The organism is Acetomicrobium hydrogeniformans ATCC BAA-1850 (assembly GCF_000160455.2).
Classification (GTDB): Bacteria; Synergistota; Synergistia; order Synergistales; family Acetomicrobiaceae; genus Acetomicrobium; species Acetomicrobium thermoterrenum.
In genome coordinates, this window is record NZ_ACJX03000001.1 from 450,940 (window position 1) to 469,790 (window position 18,851).

Annotated in this window: 17 protein-coding genes; 6 read left to right on the plus strand and 11 right to left on the minus strand. The window is 43.2% G+C overall.

All coding sequences use genetic code 11. The features are described 5' to 3' along the window. Positions 1 to 30 precede the first annotated feature (30 nt). Entirely contained in the window at positions 31 to 1,896 is a 1,866-nt protein-coding gene (locus HMPREF1705_RS02225; protein WP_040347759.1) for a TRAP transporter permease, read from the minus strand. A gap of 86 nt (positions 1,897 to 1,982) precedes the next feature. After that, positions 1,983 to 2,969 carry a TAXI family TRAP transporter solute-binding subunit gene (locus HMPREF1705_RS02230; RefSeq protein WP_009200332.1) on the minus strand — a complete coding sequence of 329 codons (987 nt, stop codon included), beginning with the start codon at positions 2,967 to 2,969 and terminating at the stop codon, positions 1,983 to 1,985. Between the two features lie 187 nt (positions 2,970 to 3,156). On the opposite strand from HMPREF1705_RS02230, the gene HMPREF1705_RS02235 reads away from it, so the two are divergent. Continuing rightward, a complete protein-coding gene (locus HMPREF1705_RS02235; RefSeq protein WP_009200331.1) occupies positions 3,157 to 3,336 on the plus strand; it encodes a DUF5362 family protein in 180 nt (59 codons plus the stop codon). Between the two features lie 11 nt (positions 3,337 to 3,347). Here HMPREF1705_RS02235 and hisD read toward each other — a convergent pair whose 3' ends face one another. Together hisD and HMPREF1705_RS02245 are read right to left on the minus strand one after the other, a co-directional pair. Next, the gene (gene hisD / locus HMPREF1705_RS02240) at positions 3,348 to 4,601 is read right to left on the minus strand and encodes a histidinol dehydrogenase (RefSeq protein WP_111089532.1); all 1,254 of its coding nucleotides are present in this window, start codon (positions 4,599 to 4,601) and stop codon (positions 3,348 to 3,350) included. A gap of 12 nt (positions 4,602 to 4,613) precedes the next feature. Beyond that, entirely contained in the window at positions 4,614 to 5,303 is a 690-nt protein-coding gene (locus HMPREF1705_RS02245; protein WP_009200329.1) for a hypothetical protein, read from the minus strand. A gap of 148 nt (positions 5,304 to 5,451) precedes the next feature. Here HMPREF1705_RS02245 and HMPREF1705_RS02250 point away from each other — a divergent pair, with 148 nt between their 5' ends. Continuing rightward, on the plus strand, positions 5,452 to 6,636 hold the full coding sequence (locus HMPREF1705_RS02250) for a M20 metallopeptidase family protein (protein WP_040347756.1): 1,185 nt from the start codon (positions 5,452 to 5,454) through the stop codon (positions 6,634 to 6,636). A 64-nt stretch (positions 6,637 to 6,700) separates the two neighbouring features. Here HMPREF1705_RS02250 and HMPREF1705_RS02255 read toward each other — a convergent pair whose 3' ends face one another. Next, positions 6,701 to 7,672, minus strand: a complete 972-nt coding sequence (locus HMPREF1705_RS02255) for a sulfurtransferase (RefSeq protein WP_009200327.1) — start codon at positions 7,670 to 7,672, stop codon at positions 6,701 to 6,703. A 142-nt stretch (positions 7,673 to 7,814) separates the two neighbouring features. On the opposite strand from HMPREF1705_RS02255, the gene HMPREF1705_RS10580 reads away from it, so the two are divergent. The 4 genes from HMPREF1705_RS10580 (at position 7,815) to HMPREF1705_RS02275 (ending at position 13,772) form a co-directional block, all read left to right on the plus strand. Next, positions 7,815 to 9,182 carry a TIGR04283 family arsenosugar biosynthesis glycosyltransferase gene (locus tag HMPREF1705_RS10580; RefSeq protein ID WP_071804866.1) on the plus strand — a complete coding sequence of 456 codons (1,368 nt, stop codon included), beginning with the start codon at positions 7,815 to 7,817 and terminating at the stop codon, positions 9,180 to 9,182. A gap of 208 nt (positions 9,183 to 9,390) precedes the next feature. Then, entirely contained in the window at positions 9,391 to 10,302 is a 912-nt protein-coding gene (locus tag HMPREF1705_RS02265; RefSeq protein WP_009200325.1) for a sulfurtransferase, read from the plus strand. 97 nt (positions 10,303 to 10,399) lie between these two features. After that, positions 10,400 to 11,122, plus strand: coding sequence for a TVP38/TMEM64 family protein (locus HMPREF1705_RS02270; RefSeq protein WP_009200324.1), 723 nt, complete (start codon positions 10,400 to 10,402; stop codon positions 11,120 to 11,122). Between the two features lie 37 nt (positions 11,123 to 11,159). After that, on the plus strand, positions 11,160 to 13,772 hold the full coding sequence (locus HMPREF1705_RS02275) for an FAD-dependent oxidoreductase (RefSeq protein ID WP_009200323.1): 2,613 nt from the start codon (positions 11,160 to 11,162) through the stop codon (positions 13,770 to 13,772). 80 nt (positions 13,773 to 13,852) lie between these two features. Here HMPREF1705_RS02275 and arsS read toward each other — a convergent pair whose 3' ends face one another. From arsS to thiD, 6 genes are all read right to left on the minus strand, one after another. Beyond that, positions 13,853 to 14,824 carry an arsenosugar biosynthesis radical SAM (seleno)protein ArsS gene (gene arsS, locus HMPREF1705_RS02280; protein WP_009200322.1) on the minus strand — a complete coding sequence of 324 codons (972 nt, stop codon included), beginning with the start codon at positions 14,822 to 14,824 and terminating at the stop codon, positions 13,853 to 13,855. 21 nt (positions 14,825 to 14,845) lie between these two features. Continuing rightward, positions 14,846 to 15,181 (minus strand): arsenosugar biosynthesis-associated peroxidase-like protein, encoded by a 336-nt coding sequence (locus HMPREF1705_RS02285; protein WP_009200321.1) that lies wholly within the window; start codon positions 15,179 to 15,181, stop codon positions 14,846 to 14,848. Positions 15,182 to 15,295: 114 nt separating this feature from the next. Beyond that, on the minus strand, positions 15,296 to 16,525 hold the full coding sequence (locus tag HMPREF1705_RS02290; protein WP_009200320.1) for a M48 family metallopeptidase: 1,230 nt from the start codon (positions 16,523 to 16,525) through the stop codon (positions 15,296 to 15,298). An 18-nt stretch (positions 16,526 to 16,543) separates the two neighbouring features. Continuing rightward, positions 16,544 to 17,176, minus strand: coding sequence for a thiamine phosphate synthase (gene thiE, locus HMPREF1705_RS02295; protein WP_009200319.1), 633 nt, complete (start codon positions 17,174 to 17,176; stop codon positions 16,544 to 16,546). 12 nt (positions 17,177 to 17,188) lie between these two features. Next, positions 17,189 to 18,004 (minus strand): hydroxyethylthiazole kinase, encoded by an 816-nt coding sequence (gene thiM, locus HMPREF1705_RS02300; RefSeq protein WP_009200318.1) that lies wholly within the window; start codon positions 18,002 to 18,004, stop codon positions 17,189 to 17,191. Between the two features lie 33 nt (positions 18,005 to 18,037). After that, entirely contained in the window at positions 18,038 to 18,850 is an 813-nt protein-coding gene (gene thiD / locus HMPREF1705_RS02305; RefSeq protein WP_009200317.1) for a bifunctional hydroxymethylpyrimidine kinase/phosphomethylpyrimidine kinase, read from the minus strand. Between the last annotated feature and the right edge of the window lies 1 nt (position 18,851).

The window sequence follows — 18,851 nt, forward strand, 5'->3', positions numbered from 1 at the left end:
CAACGCCTGGCTTTATCTCTTGATCTAGCATCACATATCGTTTTTATGAAAGCTGCCCCTTCGAGCAAGGACAAAAAGCGTTATTATAGCCACAATGCCAATTAATTTTATTGTAGCCATAGGCCACAGACAACATACACCGAAAACCAAAAACAAGCTTCTTGATAAAAGACCTATTGGCTTATTTGAATAACCTTCCAAAGCACAACCTAATGCAACGGCAGAAAATAAGCCGCCCAGAAGGACCAATATGTTGGAAACTGCATTGCCCTGCAATAAAAGACCGCCATCGTAGCAAAAAGCGAAGGGAACTACAAAAGCCAAAAGACCCAACCTCATCGCCTGGAATCCGGTCTTATCAGGATTGGCGCCTGCAAGGGAACTAGCGGCATAGGCAGCCAATGCAACGGGAGGCGTGATGTTAGATATAACTGCAAAATAAAACACAAACATATTTGCCGCCAAAGCCGTAAACCCTAATTTAACAAGAGCGGGAACTGTCAATGCCGATGCTACTATATATGCTGCAGTTGTAGGAAGCCCCATACCCAGAATAATAGAGAGTGCCATTACTAACAATAGCGCCAAAAACGGAAGGTTCATGGCCAAGGAGAATATAAAACTTACGACTTTAAAGCCAAAACCCGTTAGGGTCACAGAACCGACGACAATTCCAGCAGTAGCACATGCTATGGCAACGATAAAAATGTTCTTAGATCCGTCGTGAATGGCATCGATAACTGCCCTTGGACCCATGCGATAGTGTTTATCGAAAAGAGACATTGCCCAGGCCAAGGCTATGCTAATGACAGCTGCTCTCATGGGTGTGTAACCATATAAAAGCATCACGACCAATCCGCCGAGTGGAATTAAAAGATACGACTTCTTGATGACGTTGGCACGCGACGGAAGTTCTTCGCGGGGAAGACCTTTCAACCCTATCTTCAAGGCCCTAATATGCACCATCACCAACACGGCTACGTAATACAAAACCGCCGGGACGAAAGCAGCAATCATGATATTCCTATAAGGAACCCCCAAAAAAGCTGCCATTATAAAAGCGCCTGCTCCCATTAAAGGGGGCATTATTTGCCCACCCGTACTGGCAACCGCCTCGACGGCACCTGCAAAGGTTGGTGAATATCCCGTCCGTTTCATAAGAGGTATCGTAAAAGCCCCGGTCGCATAAACATTGGCCACTGCCGATCCGGATATGGAGCCAAAAAACGCCGAACTTAAGACAGAAATTTTGGCCGGCCCGCCAGGAGAATGTCCCGCAAATGCCTCAGCCAACTCCATAAAGTATGTGCCTGTCCCCGATTTCTCCAAAAATCCTCCAAATATTAGAAAGATCATCACGTAAGTTGCCGATATGCCCAAGGGGGAGGAAAAGATACCTTCATCGGTGAGATAGAAATGTTCTATGATCCTATCAAAGGAAAAAGGATAGGCTCTAAATATTCCGGGCATGTAATGACCAAAATACATGTACAAAGCAAAAAGTGCCCCAATAATCGCTAAAGGCAAACCCACCACCCGTCGCGTTCCTTCAAGCAAAAGAACAACGAGCAACGTCCCAATTACTATCTGAGTAACGGTTACAGGATCAACTTGGATCATTCTATAAATTATAGATTCGTAATTAAATATTACATATAAACCCGGCAGCGTGGCCAAAAAAGCCAGCAACCAATCAAACCAGGGAACTCTATCCTTTGGACTTTGCTTAGTTGGAGGAAATAACAAAAATGTCAAAGGCAATACCCATAGTAAATGCACATTTCGTTGTAAATAGGCTTCAAGAGATCCAAATACGGCTGTATAAAGATGGAACAAGCCCATGCACACTATATATACGTAAACAAAAGATCTCAAAGGACCAGTAAAACTCCTCAAACTTCATCACCCTTTATTCTTGCAAAAATTAATTGGGCGGACGATAGTAAAAGCTATCCGCCCAATATAAATTGCGATTAATATCTTTATTTAACTTCCGACCAAAATTTTATGCTTCCGGGATGAGCCGGCACTCCTTCGGTGATTGCTTCCTTGGGATTTAACTCCTTGATATCGGCAAAGGCTTCCGCCAGACTTTCCTTGTTTTCCCACAGTGCTTTCGCAAGTTCATATACCAGATCCTCGGGTAGGGTATCTCTTACAACAATACAGGTATAGTCGCCTACCGTGGGCACCGGCTCCTGTGCTCCTTTATATAATCCTGCTTCTATATTAAATGTTGTGGTGCCATATACTTCCGACATGGCACTGCGGGCTTCCTCGTCGACAGGAAGCAAAACTACGTCAACGCGACTTTCGATATCCATAATTACAGGAGAAATTCTTCCTACCTGAAAGGCAAAGCAGTCCAGATGGTTGTCTGCCAACAGATCAGCGCCATCCGAATAGGATGCAAACTGTATCGATGCTCCCCATTTTTTCATATCATCCCAGGTTACACCATAACCCCTTTCGAAAATACCGCGGATTGCCATTTCGGAGGAAGTTCCGGGCTTCAACGTGGCAAAACGAATGGGCAGCTTCTTCTCGACTATATCCTTGACGGACTTGACGCCCTGGGCTTCGGCATAATCTTTACGCATAATAAAATAGGTATACTGCCTGTAAAGGTTTGCGAAAAGACTTACCCCCTTAACGGGCTCCTTAAAAGGGTCTATACCTTTGACTGCTGCACCCAAAGCCGATGTCACAGAAAGCCCAAGATCCGCTTGGCCTCTCGCAATATTGACAATGTTACTCGTTCCCCCACCACTGCCGCTGCCGACTTGAATCACATTTTTGGTCCACATATCTGAAATGGCACCTCCTAAAGCGAACCACGTACCTCCAGGAGGACCAGAGGGGAACCTCAACTGCTGAGGCCAATCGCTTTTCGCCGCAAAAGCAAAAGATCCAACGCTACTTAAGAACAACAGGGTAATCAAGAATACTACAATCTTTCTGACCTTCATCGTTAAACACCTCCCAAGTGTTATTATAAAAAGAAACAAAACGACGATGCAATATATACCCCAGGCGGTTCAATGGGGCAAATTAGCTACAAATATACCACAAAGAAAAAATTGGTGTACATTTTTTATGACCGATCGAGGATAATATTACTTACAATGCATAAAAAATTTCCAGGGAGGCTTTTAGATGGGTAAAACGTTAAGGATAATCGGGATAGTAGGAATAATCTTAGGAATTCTGATCATGATACCAATAGTGACGATCCCATCCGGGATAGCCATATGCATTAACGGGATAGTTCTTTACGCAATTGGAAGAATATATGACGACGTAAGGACAATCAAAGACAAGTTAAACCTCCCCTGATTTTTAGCCCGTCAATACAGACCACGCATGCGCATAGACAGGCTATGAGCAGCTAAACCCTCAGCATCGGCAATTCTTGCTCCATGCCGTGCGAGGTTGAGGGCTGCTTCTTTGGAGGCATATAAATGCTGCAGAGGGCGAAGAAAGGTGCCAACCCATAAACCGCCTTGGAATTTTGCCGACCTTCCTGTTGGCAAAATATGGTTTGTGCCCGCTATATAATCACCAAAGGGTACGGGAGAATAATTTCCAAGGAAGGCAGCGCCGTAACAAGTAAAAAGCTCAAGCACGGATTCAGGCTTTTCAACGGCCAGTTCCAGATGTTCCGGAGCAACCTCATTGGCCATCCGTGAAATTTCCTCCAATGTACCTACAGCAACAGCCCCGCCATTTTCCCACGCTACAGAAGCTACGGATGAAGTCCTTATATTATCAAGCAGTTTATAAACTTCTCCTATCGCCCTTTTGGCAATGGATTCATCTGTGGTCAATAGCATAGCCCTTGCGCTGGGGTCGTGTTCGAGTTGGGCTACCATGTCGGCGGCTAGGAACTTCGGATCTGCATTGCTGTCGGCAACTATCATCACTTCGCTCGGACCGGCCAGCCCATCTATGCCAACGATGCCGAAAACTTGCCTTTTAGCTTCCGTGACATAGGCGTTGCCTGGCCCGACGACGATATCCGCCTGTTTTATATCGCCAGCCCCAAAGGCAACGGCCGCTATTGCCTGTGCACCTCCAATGGCCCAAGCTTCCCTTATGCCAAGCATTCCCATAGCGGCAAGCGTAACCGAATTAGGCCTGCCATCCCTGCCGGGAGGAGTTAAAACCGCAATCCTTTCTACTCCGGCTTCTTGTGCAGGTATTACTCCCATCAAAACAGTGCTGGGCAAGGGGTATCTGCCTCCGGGGACATAGACGGCAGCGCTTTTTACAGGAATAAATCTCATTCCCGCCTTTATCCCTTCGTCAATATCGCATGTAAAGTCTTTTAATATTTCTCTTTGAGCCCTATGAAAGGACCTGATGTTTTTCTCTGCAACTTTTAAGGCTTCTTTCATCTCAGTGGACAATTTTTGCCAAGCTTCTTGGATTTCATCTGGTTTTATCTTTGAAGGTGCGAATCCATCCAAGGACTCGCATATCCTGGCCAGGGCATCCCAACCTTCCAGCCTAATCTGATTCAATATATCCTCTACTCTTCCGCGAACCTCATCCATTAATTCCTTTGCTTTAGATTCGTCAAAACGTTTTAGAAATTGCACGCCTACCACTCCTTAAAGGTTTCTCCACGCACAGCTTTTTGCACGAGAACAACCCGGACATTTGGGGTATAAATCGTGATTATTATATGCTGTTCCAATGCCAACCAAGAAAGTAACCGAATAAAATGGCTCAATCATCATATGTTGATTTACCGTAATACCTTTATTTTCGCCTTTCAAGACATTTAATATGAAGGGTTGTATCGATAGAGACAACCCGGGAGTGGAGCCGGGAATATGAACTAGGCTCACACAAAAATCCTTGGTGCGGGCCAAATCCATAATCATCTTTTTCGTTTTTGCAATAAGTTGCCCCATCATTGATATGCTAATCTCACTTAAAAGATACGAGGCCAGCAGTTGGTTTTCGGAATTATATTTTCGTATTTCCCATTCAATGGCCGAACCTAGGGTAATTAAACCTATGACAACTTCCCTGGCAGGGGTTAATTCGGATAAACCGTCATTGATGTCTAAGGAGTATATTTCATCTCCCGCATAAAAAAGAAGCCTGCCATCCTTCACGCTGACGGGGCAAATTTCGTAGAGCAATGTGGGATCTACCAATTTACCGGCAACCGAAGTCAATTCGTCCAACCGTTGGTAAACCATCTCTGAATTTAATTTAGATTTATCACCATCTTTAGCTAGAGTATCGAAATTCAATTCTGACAAAGAAATTTCCAAATTTTCGACTGCCATATGCTTTCTCCCTCCGCAAAAAACTGGCCTGCTGTATAAACTTTCCAGTCACAAAAACAGTGATAGTCATCATTGACGTTTAATCAAAAGGTTCATTATATTCTATCTGAACGACCACAAAGTTCAACAAAAAAGGAGCGTTTAAATCATGTCCACTCTAACCTTGATGAATAGGGCAGCAGAAATTAGGGATTGGATGACAGAAGTCAGAAGAGATTTTCATAAACACCCTGAACTTTCGACAGAGGAGAGGCGAACAAGGGAAAAGATAAAGGACTACCTAAAGGATTTAGAAATTCCTTTTAAGACATTTGAACATCATTACGGAATAGTAGGGTTTATAAAAGGAAAGGGAGACAATACAATTGCCCTCCGTGCCGATATGGATGCATTGCCAATCCAGGACAAAAAAGAAGTGGAGTATGCCTCACAAAATACTGGCGTTATGCATGCCTGCGGTCATGATGCTCATATGTCGATATTGCTCGGAGCAGCAAAATTGTTAAAAGAAGTTGAGGACCGCCTGCAGGGCAACGTCCTTTTGGTCTTTCAGCCGGCCGAAGAAACGGTAGGCGGGGCCAAGCAGATGATAAAAGACGGTGTGCTGGATAAAGACGTCAAGGCTATCTTCGGACTTCACGTTTCTACGGAAATACCGACGGGAAAGATCGGTATAAGACTTCATCAAATGAACGCCGCTTCAGACGTCCTGACCCTTAGGGTATTGGGCAAAAGCACTCATGGCGCCTATCCCCACGAAGGCATTGATGCCATAGTAATAGCAGGGCAACTAATCTGTGCTTTGCAAACAATCGTTAGCAGGGCGACGGATCCCAGAGATTCTGCCGTATTGACCTTCGGAACCATAGAAGGTGGCAGTCAAAATAACATCGTAGCGGATGAGGTAACGCTGACCGGCACTTTGAGAACTCTATCGCCAAAAACTCGCGAGATGCTAAACGATAAAATAGCGCAATATGTGGAACTTATTCCAAAAGCCATGGGAGGACAGGGAGTTTTGGAAAGGATCAAAGGATACCCTGCCTTAATAAATCATCCCGCATGGGCCCAATTGGTAGTTGATACCTCCATCTCTTTTCTCGGCGAAAACTCGGTGCTGGAACTTGAAAAACCGAGCATGGGAGTCGAAGATTTCGCATATTTTCTCGAAAGGGTGCCAGGCGCATTCTATCAACTGGGGTGCAGGAACGAAGAAAGAGGAATAACCCATCCCGGTCATAACGATCTATTTGACATTGACGAGGAATGCCTTCCCATCGGAGCGGCACTGCAGGCGGGCTGTGTTTTAAATTCACTCTCGCGGTTAAGCTAAAAACTTATTGGAGGTATGGGGAATCCATACCTCCAATTATCAAGATCTTCAAGTTTGCGTTATTTTACTTTGGCTCTCCCGTCTCTATCGGCAACTCTTCGTAGTAACTCCACTCGATCCAAGAGCCATCATAGTTCCTCACGTTTTCGTAACCAAGCAATTGAGTCAGAACGAAAGTAGTGTGCGCAGAACGTACTCCCGATTGACAATAAACTATTATATTTTTATCGGGAGTTACACCCCTAGATTCGTATATTTCTCTCAGCTCATCTGCTGTTTTGAAGGTATTGTCTTCATTAAGAGCTTCTTTGTACTCTATCCAGATGCTACCGGGAATTCTGCCTTTTCTGTATGCACCACTTTTCAATGTTTCTCCCGTGAATTCATCAAAGGCTCTCACGTCAAGTATTATGGAATCCGGGTCGGACATTGCTTCTTTGACATCTTCTAATGTTGCTAATTTCTGTAAATCCATTTCTCCTTTAAACCTGAACTCTTTCGCAGTGATTTCCGGCTTGCTCGTCGTCATTTCGAAACCGGCAGCTTTCCAGCCATCTAATCCTCCATCTATCAAAGCAACCTTATTGTGCCCATACATATCTAACTGCCACCAAAATCTTGCGGCGTCATAATCTCCCCTGTCATCGTACAAAAGTATGAAGGTATTTTCGTCAGCACCCAAACTTCCCAATAATATCTCCATCTTTTCTTTGCTGCATCTCATGCCTTCAAAGGGGTATTCGTCATTATCCGCGCTGTAATCAGGTCTCCATACATTGACGGCTCCTGGAATATGACCTAAGGAGTAGGCAATGGATCTTCTGATATCTATTATCAACACATCTTCTTTTTCCATTATCTCCTTTGCCCTTACCGCAGACACGACAATATCAGAGTTAGCGTAATCGGCATATTTTCCCTCTTGCTCTCTTAACTCTATTTCCGACTTTACCTCCACGCCACGGCCACGATACCATAGCATTCCGCCAACCAAAGCAATAACCAAGATTAATATAGCAATCCCGAACTTCTTCATAACCAATCCTCCTAGCCGGTTTTGCGATAAGTGATAAATCTCAATAAAATACGTGTATAAAATAAAAAAATGATTCTATGTTGTCAACTCTTTCAGGATGAGTTGGACAAAAAGTATAAAAAAATATAACAAGGAGGCAAAGATGGCACGCATAGCGGTTTTCACGAAGTACCCCGAAAGCGGCAAGGTAAAAACACGCCTTGCAAAAGATATCGGAGAGGACAAGGCAGCACGGCTGCAAAAAGAAATGACAGAATTCGCCCTTTCCAATTTATGGCCTTTAATTTCTCGGGGCCATAAATTGGAGGTCAGATTTGACGGAGCTACTTTAGACCAGATGATCTCTTGGCTTGGCGACGGGCTTGAATACGTACAACAAGGTGACGGAGAACTTGGTGTCCGCATGGCACGGGCTATAGCAGATGGCTTAAAAAAAGACAAAGAACCTGTTATCGTCGTAGGAAGCGATTGTCCTGAGATCAACGCTGAGCTAGTTTTGGAAGCAATCGAAGCTTGCAAACACAGCGATATCGTTATCGGCCCTGCCTTCGACGGTGGATACTATTTGATCGGTATGAAAAACTTTGAGCCCGATTTATTTGAACATATTACCTGGGGCAGCAGTACTGTGTTCGAAGAAACCATAAGAAAAGCAAAAAAGCTTGGCCTTTCTGTCTGTAGTCTTACATTGTTAAAAGATGTAGACAGATTTGGTGATATAGAAATATTTGATAAAGCAAAAAGAAAAATAGGTTGGCAGGGGTTGCCCTTTATCAGTGTTATTATCCCAACGTTGAACGAAGAGAGAAATATAGCTAAAACCTTAGAAAACGCCCGAGGAGTAAAGGTCGAAAGAATCGTCGCGGACGGAGGCAGCACTGATAGAACTAGGGATGTCGTTAAGAAATGTAATGTTAAGTTAATATATTCAAAAAAAGGAAGGGCCGTCCAACAAAATGCCGGTGCCCAATATGCTAAAGGCAAAATACTTTTGTTTTTGCATGCTGATTCATCTCTTCCCGGCGGATTTGACAGCGCCATAAGACAAGCCTATGTCAATAACTTTTCCTTTGGAACCTTTAGCCTAGGTATAGATGCCAGTGGCCTTGGTTTTCGTGCTACAGAAATGATCGCTAATGCAAGAAGTAAATATTTAGGCTTGCCCTATGGTGATCAAGCTATTTTCGTTGACAAAAAACTTTTCGAAGATGTCGGCGGATTTCCAATAGTACCCATCATGGAGGATTTCCTGTTGATCAAAAATTTAACTAAGGAATCAGGGAACAAGCCCACGATCCTCCCTCAAAAGGTTATGACCTCTCCAAGAAGATGGCAACAATACGGTCTTTGCAAAGTTTTCTTCGTCAACCAGCTCATCATTTTAGGATATTATGCAGGTGTTTCTCTTGAGGTACTTGCTGAATTTTATAAAAAACCATCGATGCAAATGGGAAAAGCAATAGTATACGAGCTACTTAAAAAATTTTTACACATCAAAAACAATGCCTGACTATATAGAGTAAGATTCCACTATTCATAATAAAAAAAGTTATAAAAGTGCACAATTTAGTCCAATGACCAATAACACAAATTTTTTAAATGACTTCAAATCCCCTTGACACCTATACAGGTAAATGTAAAAATGTACTACGAATGTTAAACATGTGCATATTAGCACAGGTGATAGTGATAACTAATGCAATATATGGAGGTGTTAGATGGCAATGTGGTTGAAAAAGGTCAAATTGTTTGCTCTGTTATGTTTGTTTATTTTGATTAGGATTGGAGGAACCGCCTTCGCGTCAGATTATGCTAATCCCGACGCAATAGTTAGTGTCGATGAATTGCATTCGCATATCGAAAAAGGAGAGGTCAAGATTATCGACGTAAGGGGGGGAATGAAATATAAGTTGGGTCATATACCTGGAGCCGTCAACCTAGATTTCGGCAATTTCATCGACAAAAGTTCTCCCTATCCTTACATGTGTCCATCAAAAGAACAAGTTGAAGAAACTTTGAGAGCATTAGGGTTAAAAAATAATGATACGTTGGTAATATACGGAGACACTCCAAACAATGCAGCTGCCCGGGTATGGTGGATATTGGATCGCTATGGGCACAAAAACATTAAACTTTTAAACGGTGATATTGCCGCTTGGGAATCCGCCAACTTTAACAAGGAAATGCTATCCCCCAAGATTGAAGCCACGACTTACATTATAAATGGCGTGGATAATTCAAAGTATGCATCAGCTGAAGATGTAAAAGCTTCCTTAGATGACCCTAACGTCGTAATTTTGGACGTGAGATCATATGAAGAATACACTGGAGAAAAACTTCTCAAGGGTGCCAAAAAAGCGGGACGTATTCCCGGAGCCGTTTGGGTTGAATGGACTCAGGCTCTGGATGAAAAGGGGCACTTTAAATCATTTAACGCACTTAAGGAACTTTATGAATCTAAGGGTGTTACTCCCGATAAAACAATTATCGTATATTGCCAGGGAGGCTATCGTGCGGCACATACAACATTTGTGCTACATCGCCTCTTAGGATACCCCAACGTCAAGAATTACGATGGATCATGGGTAGAGTGGACAGCTTTGGACTTACCTGTGGAAACGGGAAAGTAATTCTCGATTTGAAAATAATCGAAAGACTTATCTTTTGCTCATACAACTTTAACGTTAAAGTTGTATGAGCAAAAGATAAGTGAAGGGAGTGTTCAATATGACTGTAAATAACCTAAAAAATCAAAAAACGAAAAATTCCTCCGGCAACATTAAAAGAGTCTTGACTGCAGTAGTCATTATTGGGGCTATCATATTGATACTGCATAGACTAGGCGTTTTTTCCTACTTGACTCTTGAAAATATTTCAAGGATAAGAGAATGGATTTTAAGTTTTGGAATTTGGGGACCCGTTATTTATATAATCCTATGGATAGCGGCCTGTGTCTTCTTTTTGCCGGGATTGCCTGTTGCATTAGTGGGAGGGATTGCCTTCGGCCCCCTTTGGGCAACTGTTTATTCCTCTATCGGTTCTACGTTGGGAGCAACTGCAGCTTTCCTTATAGCCCGATATGTGGCGAGAAACATGGTGGAAGAATGGGTAAACAAATCTCCACAGCTCAAGAAAATCGACGAAGGCGTAAAAAAACACGGATGGCGTATGCTTATGATCACGAGATTGGTTCCTATTTTTCCTTTTAACGTACAAAATTACGTATATGGATTGACAAAAATATCGCTGACAACTTACATGTTGGTATCATGGATTTGCATGTTGCCCGGCACCATAGCCTATAGCTTTGCTGGAGGGTCTCTGTCTCAGGGAGGAGATATGAAGCAGACATTTATTTATTTGAGCATAGCCGCAGTCTTCTTCGTAATTATATCTTTAATTCCCGGCTGGATTCGAAAGAAAAAAGGTGACGTTATAGATAACGTCTAAACCATTCAAATTTTGTTCATGGAGGTGTGTTTGCTAAATGACTGAAAAGATAAAAGTAAAACAATATCCGCCTGATGTTATAGAGAAAATGAAAGAGATAGTAGAAGAATGTATGGGAGACGCACCCCCTTTTTGTCAAGCGGCATGTCCTATGCATACGGATGCAAAGGGTTATATACAAATGATTTCGGAAGGAAAATATAAGGATGCGATCAAGTTAATCCGAGAAAAACTCTTCTTGCCGGGAACGCTGGGTCGCATCTGCGCTCACCCCTGTGAGGAAAGATGTAAACGAGGGGACTTGAAATACCCTATGTCTATAGCCGAGCTGAAAAGGTTCGCATCTCAATTTGATAACCCGAGCGATTGGGACCTGCACTGTGAACAAGATAAAGGCAAATCTGTAGCTATTATAGGAGGAGGACCAGCAGGGGCTCAGGCGGCCATAGATTTGAAAAAAAAGGGTTATTCCGTAACTATATTTGAAAAGCTACCTAAAGCGGGAGGGATGCTGCAGGTAGGTATACCTGAGTATAGATTGCCAAGGGAAATTGTCGACTTTGAATACAGCTATCTTTATAAACTGGGTATAGAGATTCGAACGGGAACTGAAGTAGGTAAGGATATATCTTTTAACGATATAAAGGACAATTATGATGCCATATTGATAGCTACTGGCGCTACAAAAAGCCTAATCCTTCCCATTCCTGGTAATGATTTGAATGGAGTATTGGGCGCACTAGAACTGCTAAAGGACGTTAGTGAGAAAAAACCTGTCGAAGTAGGCAATAAAGCAGTGGTAATTGGCGGAGGAAATGTCGCCATGGACGCTGCTAGAACGCTTCTACGAGTAGGAGCCAAAGAAGTACAACTCTTTTGCCTTGAACAAAGGCATGAGATGCCGGCCCATACTTGGGAAGTGGAAGAAGCGGAAGATGAAGGTGTTATAGTCAACAACGGTTACGGACCCAAGGAGATACTGGGGAAAAATGGAAAAGTTAAGGCCATCAGATTTAAAAAGTGCCTTTCCGTCTTTGATGCAGAAGGTAAATTCAATCCCAGTTACGACGAAAATGACATAATTGAAATAGACGCAGATAGTATTATATTCGCAGTGGGTCAACGACCTGACACATCTTTTATCCCAACAGAGATTGGACTGGAGCTTGAAAAAAACGGAAGGATAAAAGTCCTTCCGGAAACATTAGAGACCAACATCCCGGGAATTTTCGCAGCCGGTGATGTTGTTATAAAGCCATGGTTTGTCATCGAAGCTTTAGCCCTCGGGCGAAAGGCAGCAATATCAATAGACAGATACCTGGAAGGAAAAGATTTGTTTGCAGACAGAGACCTCACCTGGGAAGGTCCTTTTGATACATGGTTGGAAAAGGATATTGAAGGGGAGGAAATCTTGCCGAGAGTGCAAACACGCATGAGGCCTTCACAGGAGCGAATCAATGATTTTAAAGAAGTAAATCTAGGCTTTACCGAAGAAATGGCTCGCAGAGAGGCAGAGCGCTGTTTGCAATGCGAATGCAGGCTATGCATGCAAGAATGCTTAATGCTTAATGATTTCGCTCACTGTCCAAGGGAGCTTTTCGAAGAAATCCTTAAAAGCAATGAGGTTAATCCCCTAGTTCCCTACTCTTGCAACATGTGCGACCAATGTACGCTTCAATGTCCAAAGGAGTTTAAGCTGGGAGACAGATTTAGCGACATAAGAAAGGAATTAGTTCAAGAAGGGTTAGCTCCATTGAAGGAACATAAGCCCATATTGGCACATCAACGACTTGGCTTTTCTAAACTTTTTAACGTTACCGTTCCCGACACAAATACAGGTAAGACTGTCAGGGTCTTTTTTCCGGGATGTAGCTTGCCTTCATATAACCCCGAGGCCGTAGGTGCTATTTATGCATATTTAAAAGAGAAGTTGCCCGGAACCGGAGCTATACTGAAATGCTGCGGAAAACCTACAAAGGCATTGGGAATGATGGAAGATTTCCATCATAAATTTGACAGCGTCATAGAGGAAATAGAAAAACTGGGCGCTACAGAAGTTATAGTGGCCTGCCAGTCCTGCTATAATACCTTCAGGCAGTACTTGCCTGAGCATATAAGTGTCAAATCTTTATGGCAACTGCTACCGGAAATTGGTCTTCCCGATGATGCCGTAGGTATTGGCAAAGATACGGGTATAACAGTTGCTATTCACGATTCCTGTGTTACCAGAGATGTTCCATCTATACATGATGGCATCAGGTGGATAGTAAAGCAGCTGGGCTATGAAATCGAAGAACTGTCACACAGTAGAGAAAACACGCGTTGTTGCGGATATGGAGGTATGATAGTTCCTGTTAATCCCGATCTAGCGAAACGTGTGATGTCGAGACGTGCACAGGAAGCAAATTCCGATTGCATAGTAACCTATTGTGCCGCTTGCAGGGCATCTATGATGGCTGGAGGAAAACAAGGTTTCCATATATTGGACTTAATTTTCGGCGGAAGCCTTGCCGGGCGGGAAGCTCCAGCCCCTGATGGTTCACTAGCCAGCTGGTACAAGCGCTGGAAGACGAAGCGATTACTGAAAAAAGTAGCCGAAACCCAGTCCAGAAAATCATCGTTAAGCAGCAACAACGCGCGGGCGGCATAAGTTTAAACAAGGCAATTTGCCGTGAAAATAAAACTGGGAGGGATCAATCCTCCCAGTTTTATTTTTCGTTGTAAACTTTACTATTTAACTGTTTCGCCTTGACAGGAGGAGCCGGCTCCTGCCGTACAACCGAAACAATGTTCGCCCACAACTATCTTTCTATTGGAAAGTTTGTCATAATCAAAATCGAATATATGGGAAGGACCATCCTTAATCTTTAAACCCAACATTTGGTTAAAATCACAATCATAAAGATACCCCTCCCAATCAACAGAGATGGTCGTTCTGCACATTACATTTTGTACAGCAACGGGATTAAAGGCGGAGATCAATTCCTCCATATAGCCACCATAATTTTCGCTTCTTTGTAGAAATTCCATGAATCTTCCAATAGGCATGTTTACAATCACAAAAAGGTTATTGAAGTGTACACCGTATTTCCGCAGCAAATGTTTTTTGTACTCTGTTTCCAGCGCTTTTTGGCTTGCGGGCAAGTAGGCCCCTGCAGGATTGTGAACCAAATGAACTTGCAAATTTGACCCAGACATTCCGTAACCAAGCTTGTTGAGTTCCTTCAATGCTTCTATAGACCGAATGAACGTATTTTCGCCACGTTGTCTATCCGTTCTCGAGGGATTATAATCGGGAAGCGAACCCACTAGTTCGATGCCCAATTTACTGTAAATTTCTAAATATCGACGCCATGGTTCATTGAGTAATATCACCAGATTTGTTCGCACGATAATCCGTCTAGAAGGCCTTGCGAGCATTTTCAAAAACCAAGCAAGATCGGGATGCATCTCAGGAGATCCTCCTGTTATGTCAACTACAGAAATATTATTGGCATCAATAACATTGAGGCAGGCTTCCAGAATCTCTCTAGACATTATCTCCTCTCTTTTGGGCGAGGCATTGACATGGCAATGCTTGCAACATAAATTGCATCGTCTAGTGATATTAAGCTGTAATATTTGCACTCCTGTAGCTCGCAAGGGCATCATATTCAAGCTGCAAAGCTTATTTTCAAAACTTTCAGCAACTTTTGTCTCCATGGCCTGGCTATCTCCCCTTTTTTACATTTCTTTCTGCTTTATAATCTTACGCATCTGCGTTGCATGGGCTAAAGTATCTCCAGCAACCATCGAGGCTGCTACATGCACAGCCTCCATCATCTCATCATTGCTTACACCCAAAGACAGACACTTATTAGTATAAGCATCTATGCAATATGGACAGTGACGAACTGTTGCAACTGCTAGGGCTATCAAGGCTTTTTCGCGTTCTGTCAAAGTTCCTGCGCTTGTGGCAGCACCGTAATAATCGAAAAATTTCTTACCTAACTCAGATGCATATTCCACTATATTAGGAAAATCCTTAAGATCTTTTTGTTCATAATATGATTGAGACATATAAATTACACCTCCGATGAAATTCAATTTATACCTATCAGGGTTTATTATACATAAAAATAATGTATTTAGAAGACCTATATACAGAAGTCATTCTTATATTTAATTCCACATCTAAATATTGGTAAAAGTTTTTAAAAACCTTAGCCTCTCCGGAATGGGCGGATGTGTGCAGTACCACGCTTTATATAAAAAATGCCGAGGCAACCAGGCCATGTTATCGGTCGATATTTTTGAAAGTGCGTTTATCATTAGACTACTGCCTGCATGTCGGGCAGCAAATAAGTCGGCCTTTGTTTCTTGTCGCCTTATAAAGTTCAGCAGGCAGGGTTGAAAAAAGAGAGTAACTACCATATTTAACAGAAGAAAGGCATAAATGGCGAACTGTTGAGGATTTTGAATTTGAAAATCATACATGAAGCCGACATTGGACATGACAAAGGCGAAGTATACTAAGACCGCTTGAATCGCTAAAACCAAGCCTATGCGCTTCAGGGCGTGTGCAAGTTTCCAATGCCCCAGTTCATGTAACAAAACGGCAATAACTTCATCCGCGGCGAGGCTCGAAACAAGGGTATCGAAGAGCACTATCTTTTTATTCCTTCCAAGACCTGTTACGAAGGCATTGCTATGCAACGTCCTCTTGGATGCATTGGCGACAAAAACTTTTATTTTATTGATGCCCAATTTACGCAACAACTCATTGATTTTAAATATGAGCTCCTCATCGGCAAGAGGGTTAAGTTCAAAGAAAAGCGGGATGACCACCAAGGGGACAAGTATCATGGCAACGATTTCAAACAAAGCGAAGACAAACATCAGATAAAGTGGCCATATCCGACTTTCAAATATAACGGCAAAACAGGCAAATCCCAAAAAAGACAACAAAACAATAAAACTTAATACTATGGCTTGGTCTTTGATGAATATGCTTTTAGTAGTCTTATTAAATTTATACTTACTTTCGACATAGAATACTTTAGCCCACGCCCATGGGAAAGAAGATACCCAAAAAAGAAGCCCAAAAGCAATGCCGAATGCTCCGGCCCTGAAAATGGGCGAACTAATTTGAGCGGTTAAACCATCGACAAGTTTTGGAAGGTCATAGGCGACGATAATAGCGCTTATTAAGTAATTGGTGAGCGTTTCTCCCAAAGAGATTCTCAAGTGTTCAATGGCGTAGTCAACGTTTTTGTCGTTAACTGTGGACTTTTGGACGTAGCCATCAAAAACCGTATTGAGATTTAACTTCATTTTAATCAGATGTCGCCACTCCAGTGAATGAAGAAAAACCTCCCACGTTACGGCTCCGATCCACAAAATCCAAAAAATTTGTTTCCACATACGAGGTATACCGCTAAATTAAGAAACTAAAGACCTCAAAGTCCTTGCAGCGCCAGCTATGTCCTTTTGCGATATTACAGCAGATATTACAGCAACGCCCACTGCTCCAGCTTGCAAAGCCTGCTTTACGTTATGTACCCCTATCCCCCCAATTGCCACGCAGGGCAATTTTGTGTTAACGCAAACCTCTTTCAACCCTTCGATGCCTATCGTCTTCGCATCAGGCTTGCTGGACGTTCCGAAGACATCTCCTACTCCAAGATAATCAGCGCCTTTCCTTTCTGCTTCGATTGCCTGATCTGGAGTTCTAACGGATATGCCTATAATAAAACCTTCGGGAGCTATTTTTTCCGCTGCCTCTAGAGGCAAATCTTCCTGTCCAAGATGGACGCCATCGGCACCGGCGGTCAAAGCTACATCTAACCTGTCGTTTACTATGAAAAGAACGCCCTTTTCTTTGCATATTTCTTTTATCGCTAAAGCAGCCCGATAAAAGTCTCGCCCCTGCATCCTTTTATCGCGAAGTTGAATGGCTGTAGCGCCCCCTTGTATAGCCAATCTTGCCTGGTCGCACAAAGGCACTCCCCTTCCCAATCTCCTGTCCAATATAACGTAAAGCTTTAATCTATCCTTCAAATCCAATAACTTCACCTTCTTGCAGCACTATAAATCTAATATTTGCCACTTTGGAAACACGATGGACGAGGGGTTTCTTACGCAAGCAAAAAGGGCATCAAATAGGTTGCAATGAAAACTCCCGGGACCGTAGGATTTCTTAACCGCCACTTCTGCAACAAAACCCATCAATGCCAGAGACGCCAAAGCTGCAACCAAAGGTTCAGTTATAGCCATGCAAGCTGCTATGATAGTGCCCACATAACATCCTGATCCGGAAATGAGGGAAAGCCATTCGTGACCGCTCTCTAAGGCAAAGACGTCTCTTCCGTCAGAAACATAATCTATCGGGCCTGTGGCAACGGCAATACAGTTATATTTGCGTGAGACTGTTTTGGCAGCCAGTGCAGCTCGGGGAGAATCTGCTGAATCAACTCCTCGCACTTGAGCGCCCTCACCGCCAAGCAATGAGATCTCAGCACCGTTGCCCTTTATTACGCCAAAAGCCTTAGTATCGAGTAACCTTTCTACAAGATCCGTTCTCATATTAGTCGCTCCATAGCCAACCGGATCAATGAGGGCAGGTCTTCCCAATTCTCTAGCCTCTCTTGCCGCAACGAACATGGCTTCAATTCCTTCTCTCGTAGGGGTACCTATGTTAACCAACAATGAATCAGATACGGCGACCAATTCAGCAGCTTCTCCGGGATAAAGCGACATAACGGGAGAAGCACCAATAGCCAAAGCCAAATGAGCCTGCCCACTAATAGCTACCATGTTGGTCATGTGATATATTAATGGTTTATGCTGCAGCAAATTGTTAAATACATCGGCAAAGCGAGTTTCCAATTCTAGATTGTCCATCTACACACCCCCATCTAGCGAAAAGAAAGCTGTTTAATCGGAATTTTCAAGCCAGTCTACCTTGAAAATATGCCCCACACAGCCATACCCCTTTCCACCTTTGAACCTATGTTGAATAGCCAGCCTGGTATAATCTTTGGCCCTTTTCACCGCTTCTAAAGTATCGGTACCTGCAGCCAATTCCGCCGCAATCGCCGCCGACAATGTACAACCTGTTCCATGATGATCGTTCGTATGTATCCTTTCATGCTCGAAGACATGAAACTTTCCCTCATAGTAAAAAAGGTCGGTAACCCTTTCACCCTCCAGATGTCCTCCCTTTACAAACACACCTTTAGGGCCTAATTCAGCAATGACCTTAGCTGCCTCCTTCATTTCGTCAAGAGAGGTAATTTTCATCCCTGTTAGTTTTTCCGCTTCAGGAATGTTTGGGGTTACTATAAAGGCAAGGGGAAGAAGTTCACCGATCATAGCGTTAACGGCCCCTCCAAACATTAAAGGATCTCCGCTTTGAGCAACCATGACAGGATCCACCACCAATTTGGTCACTCTATAAGTTTTTATGCCCTCAGCTACCTCTGAAATGGTTTCCTCGCGCGAAAGCATGCCTGTTTTTACGGCACCTACAGAAAAATCAGTCAATATTGCCTTTATTTGGGCGCCAACCATCTCGCAAGGTATATCGAAGACCTTGTGCACTCCCAAACTGTTTTGAGCTGTTACTGCCGCCAAAGCAGCAGTACCAAAAACCTTCAAATGCAAAAAAGTTGCAAGATCAGCTTCTATACCGGCTCCTCCACCGGAATCGCTGCCGGCTATCGTCATCGCAATACCCCTATATGTCATT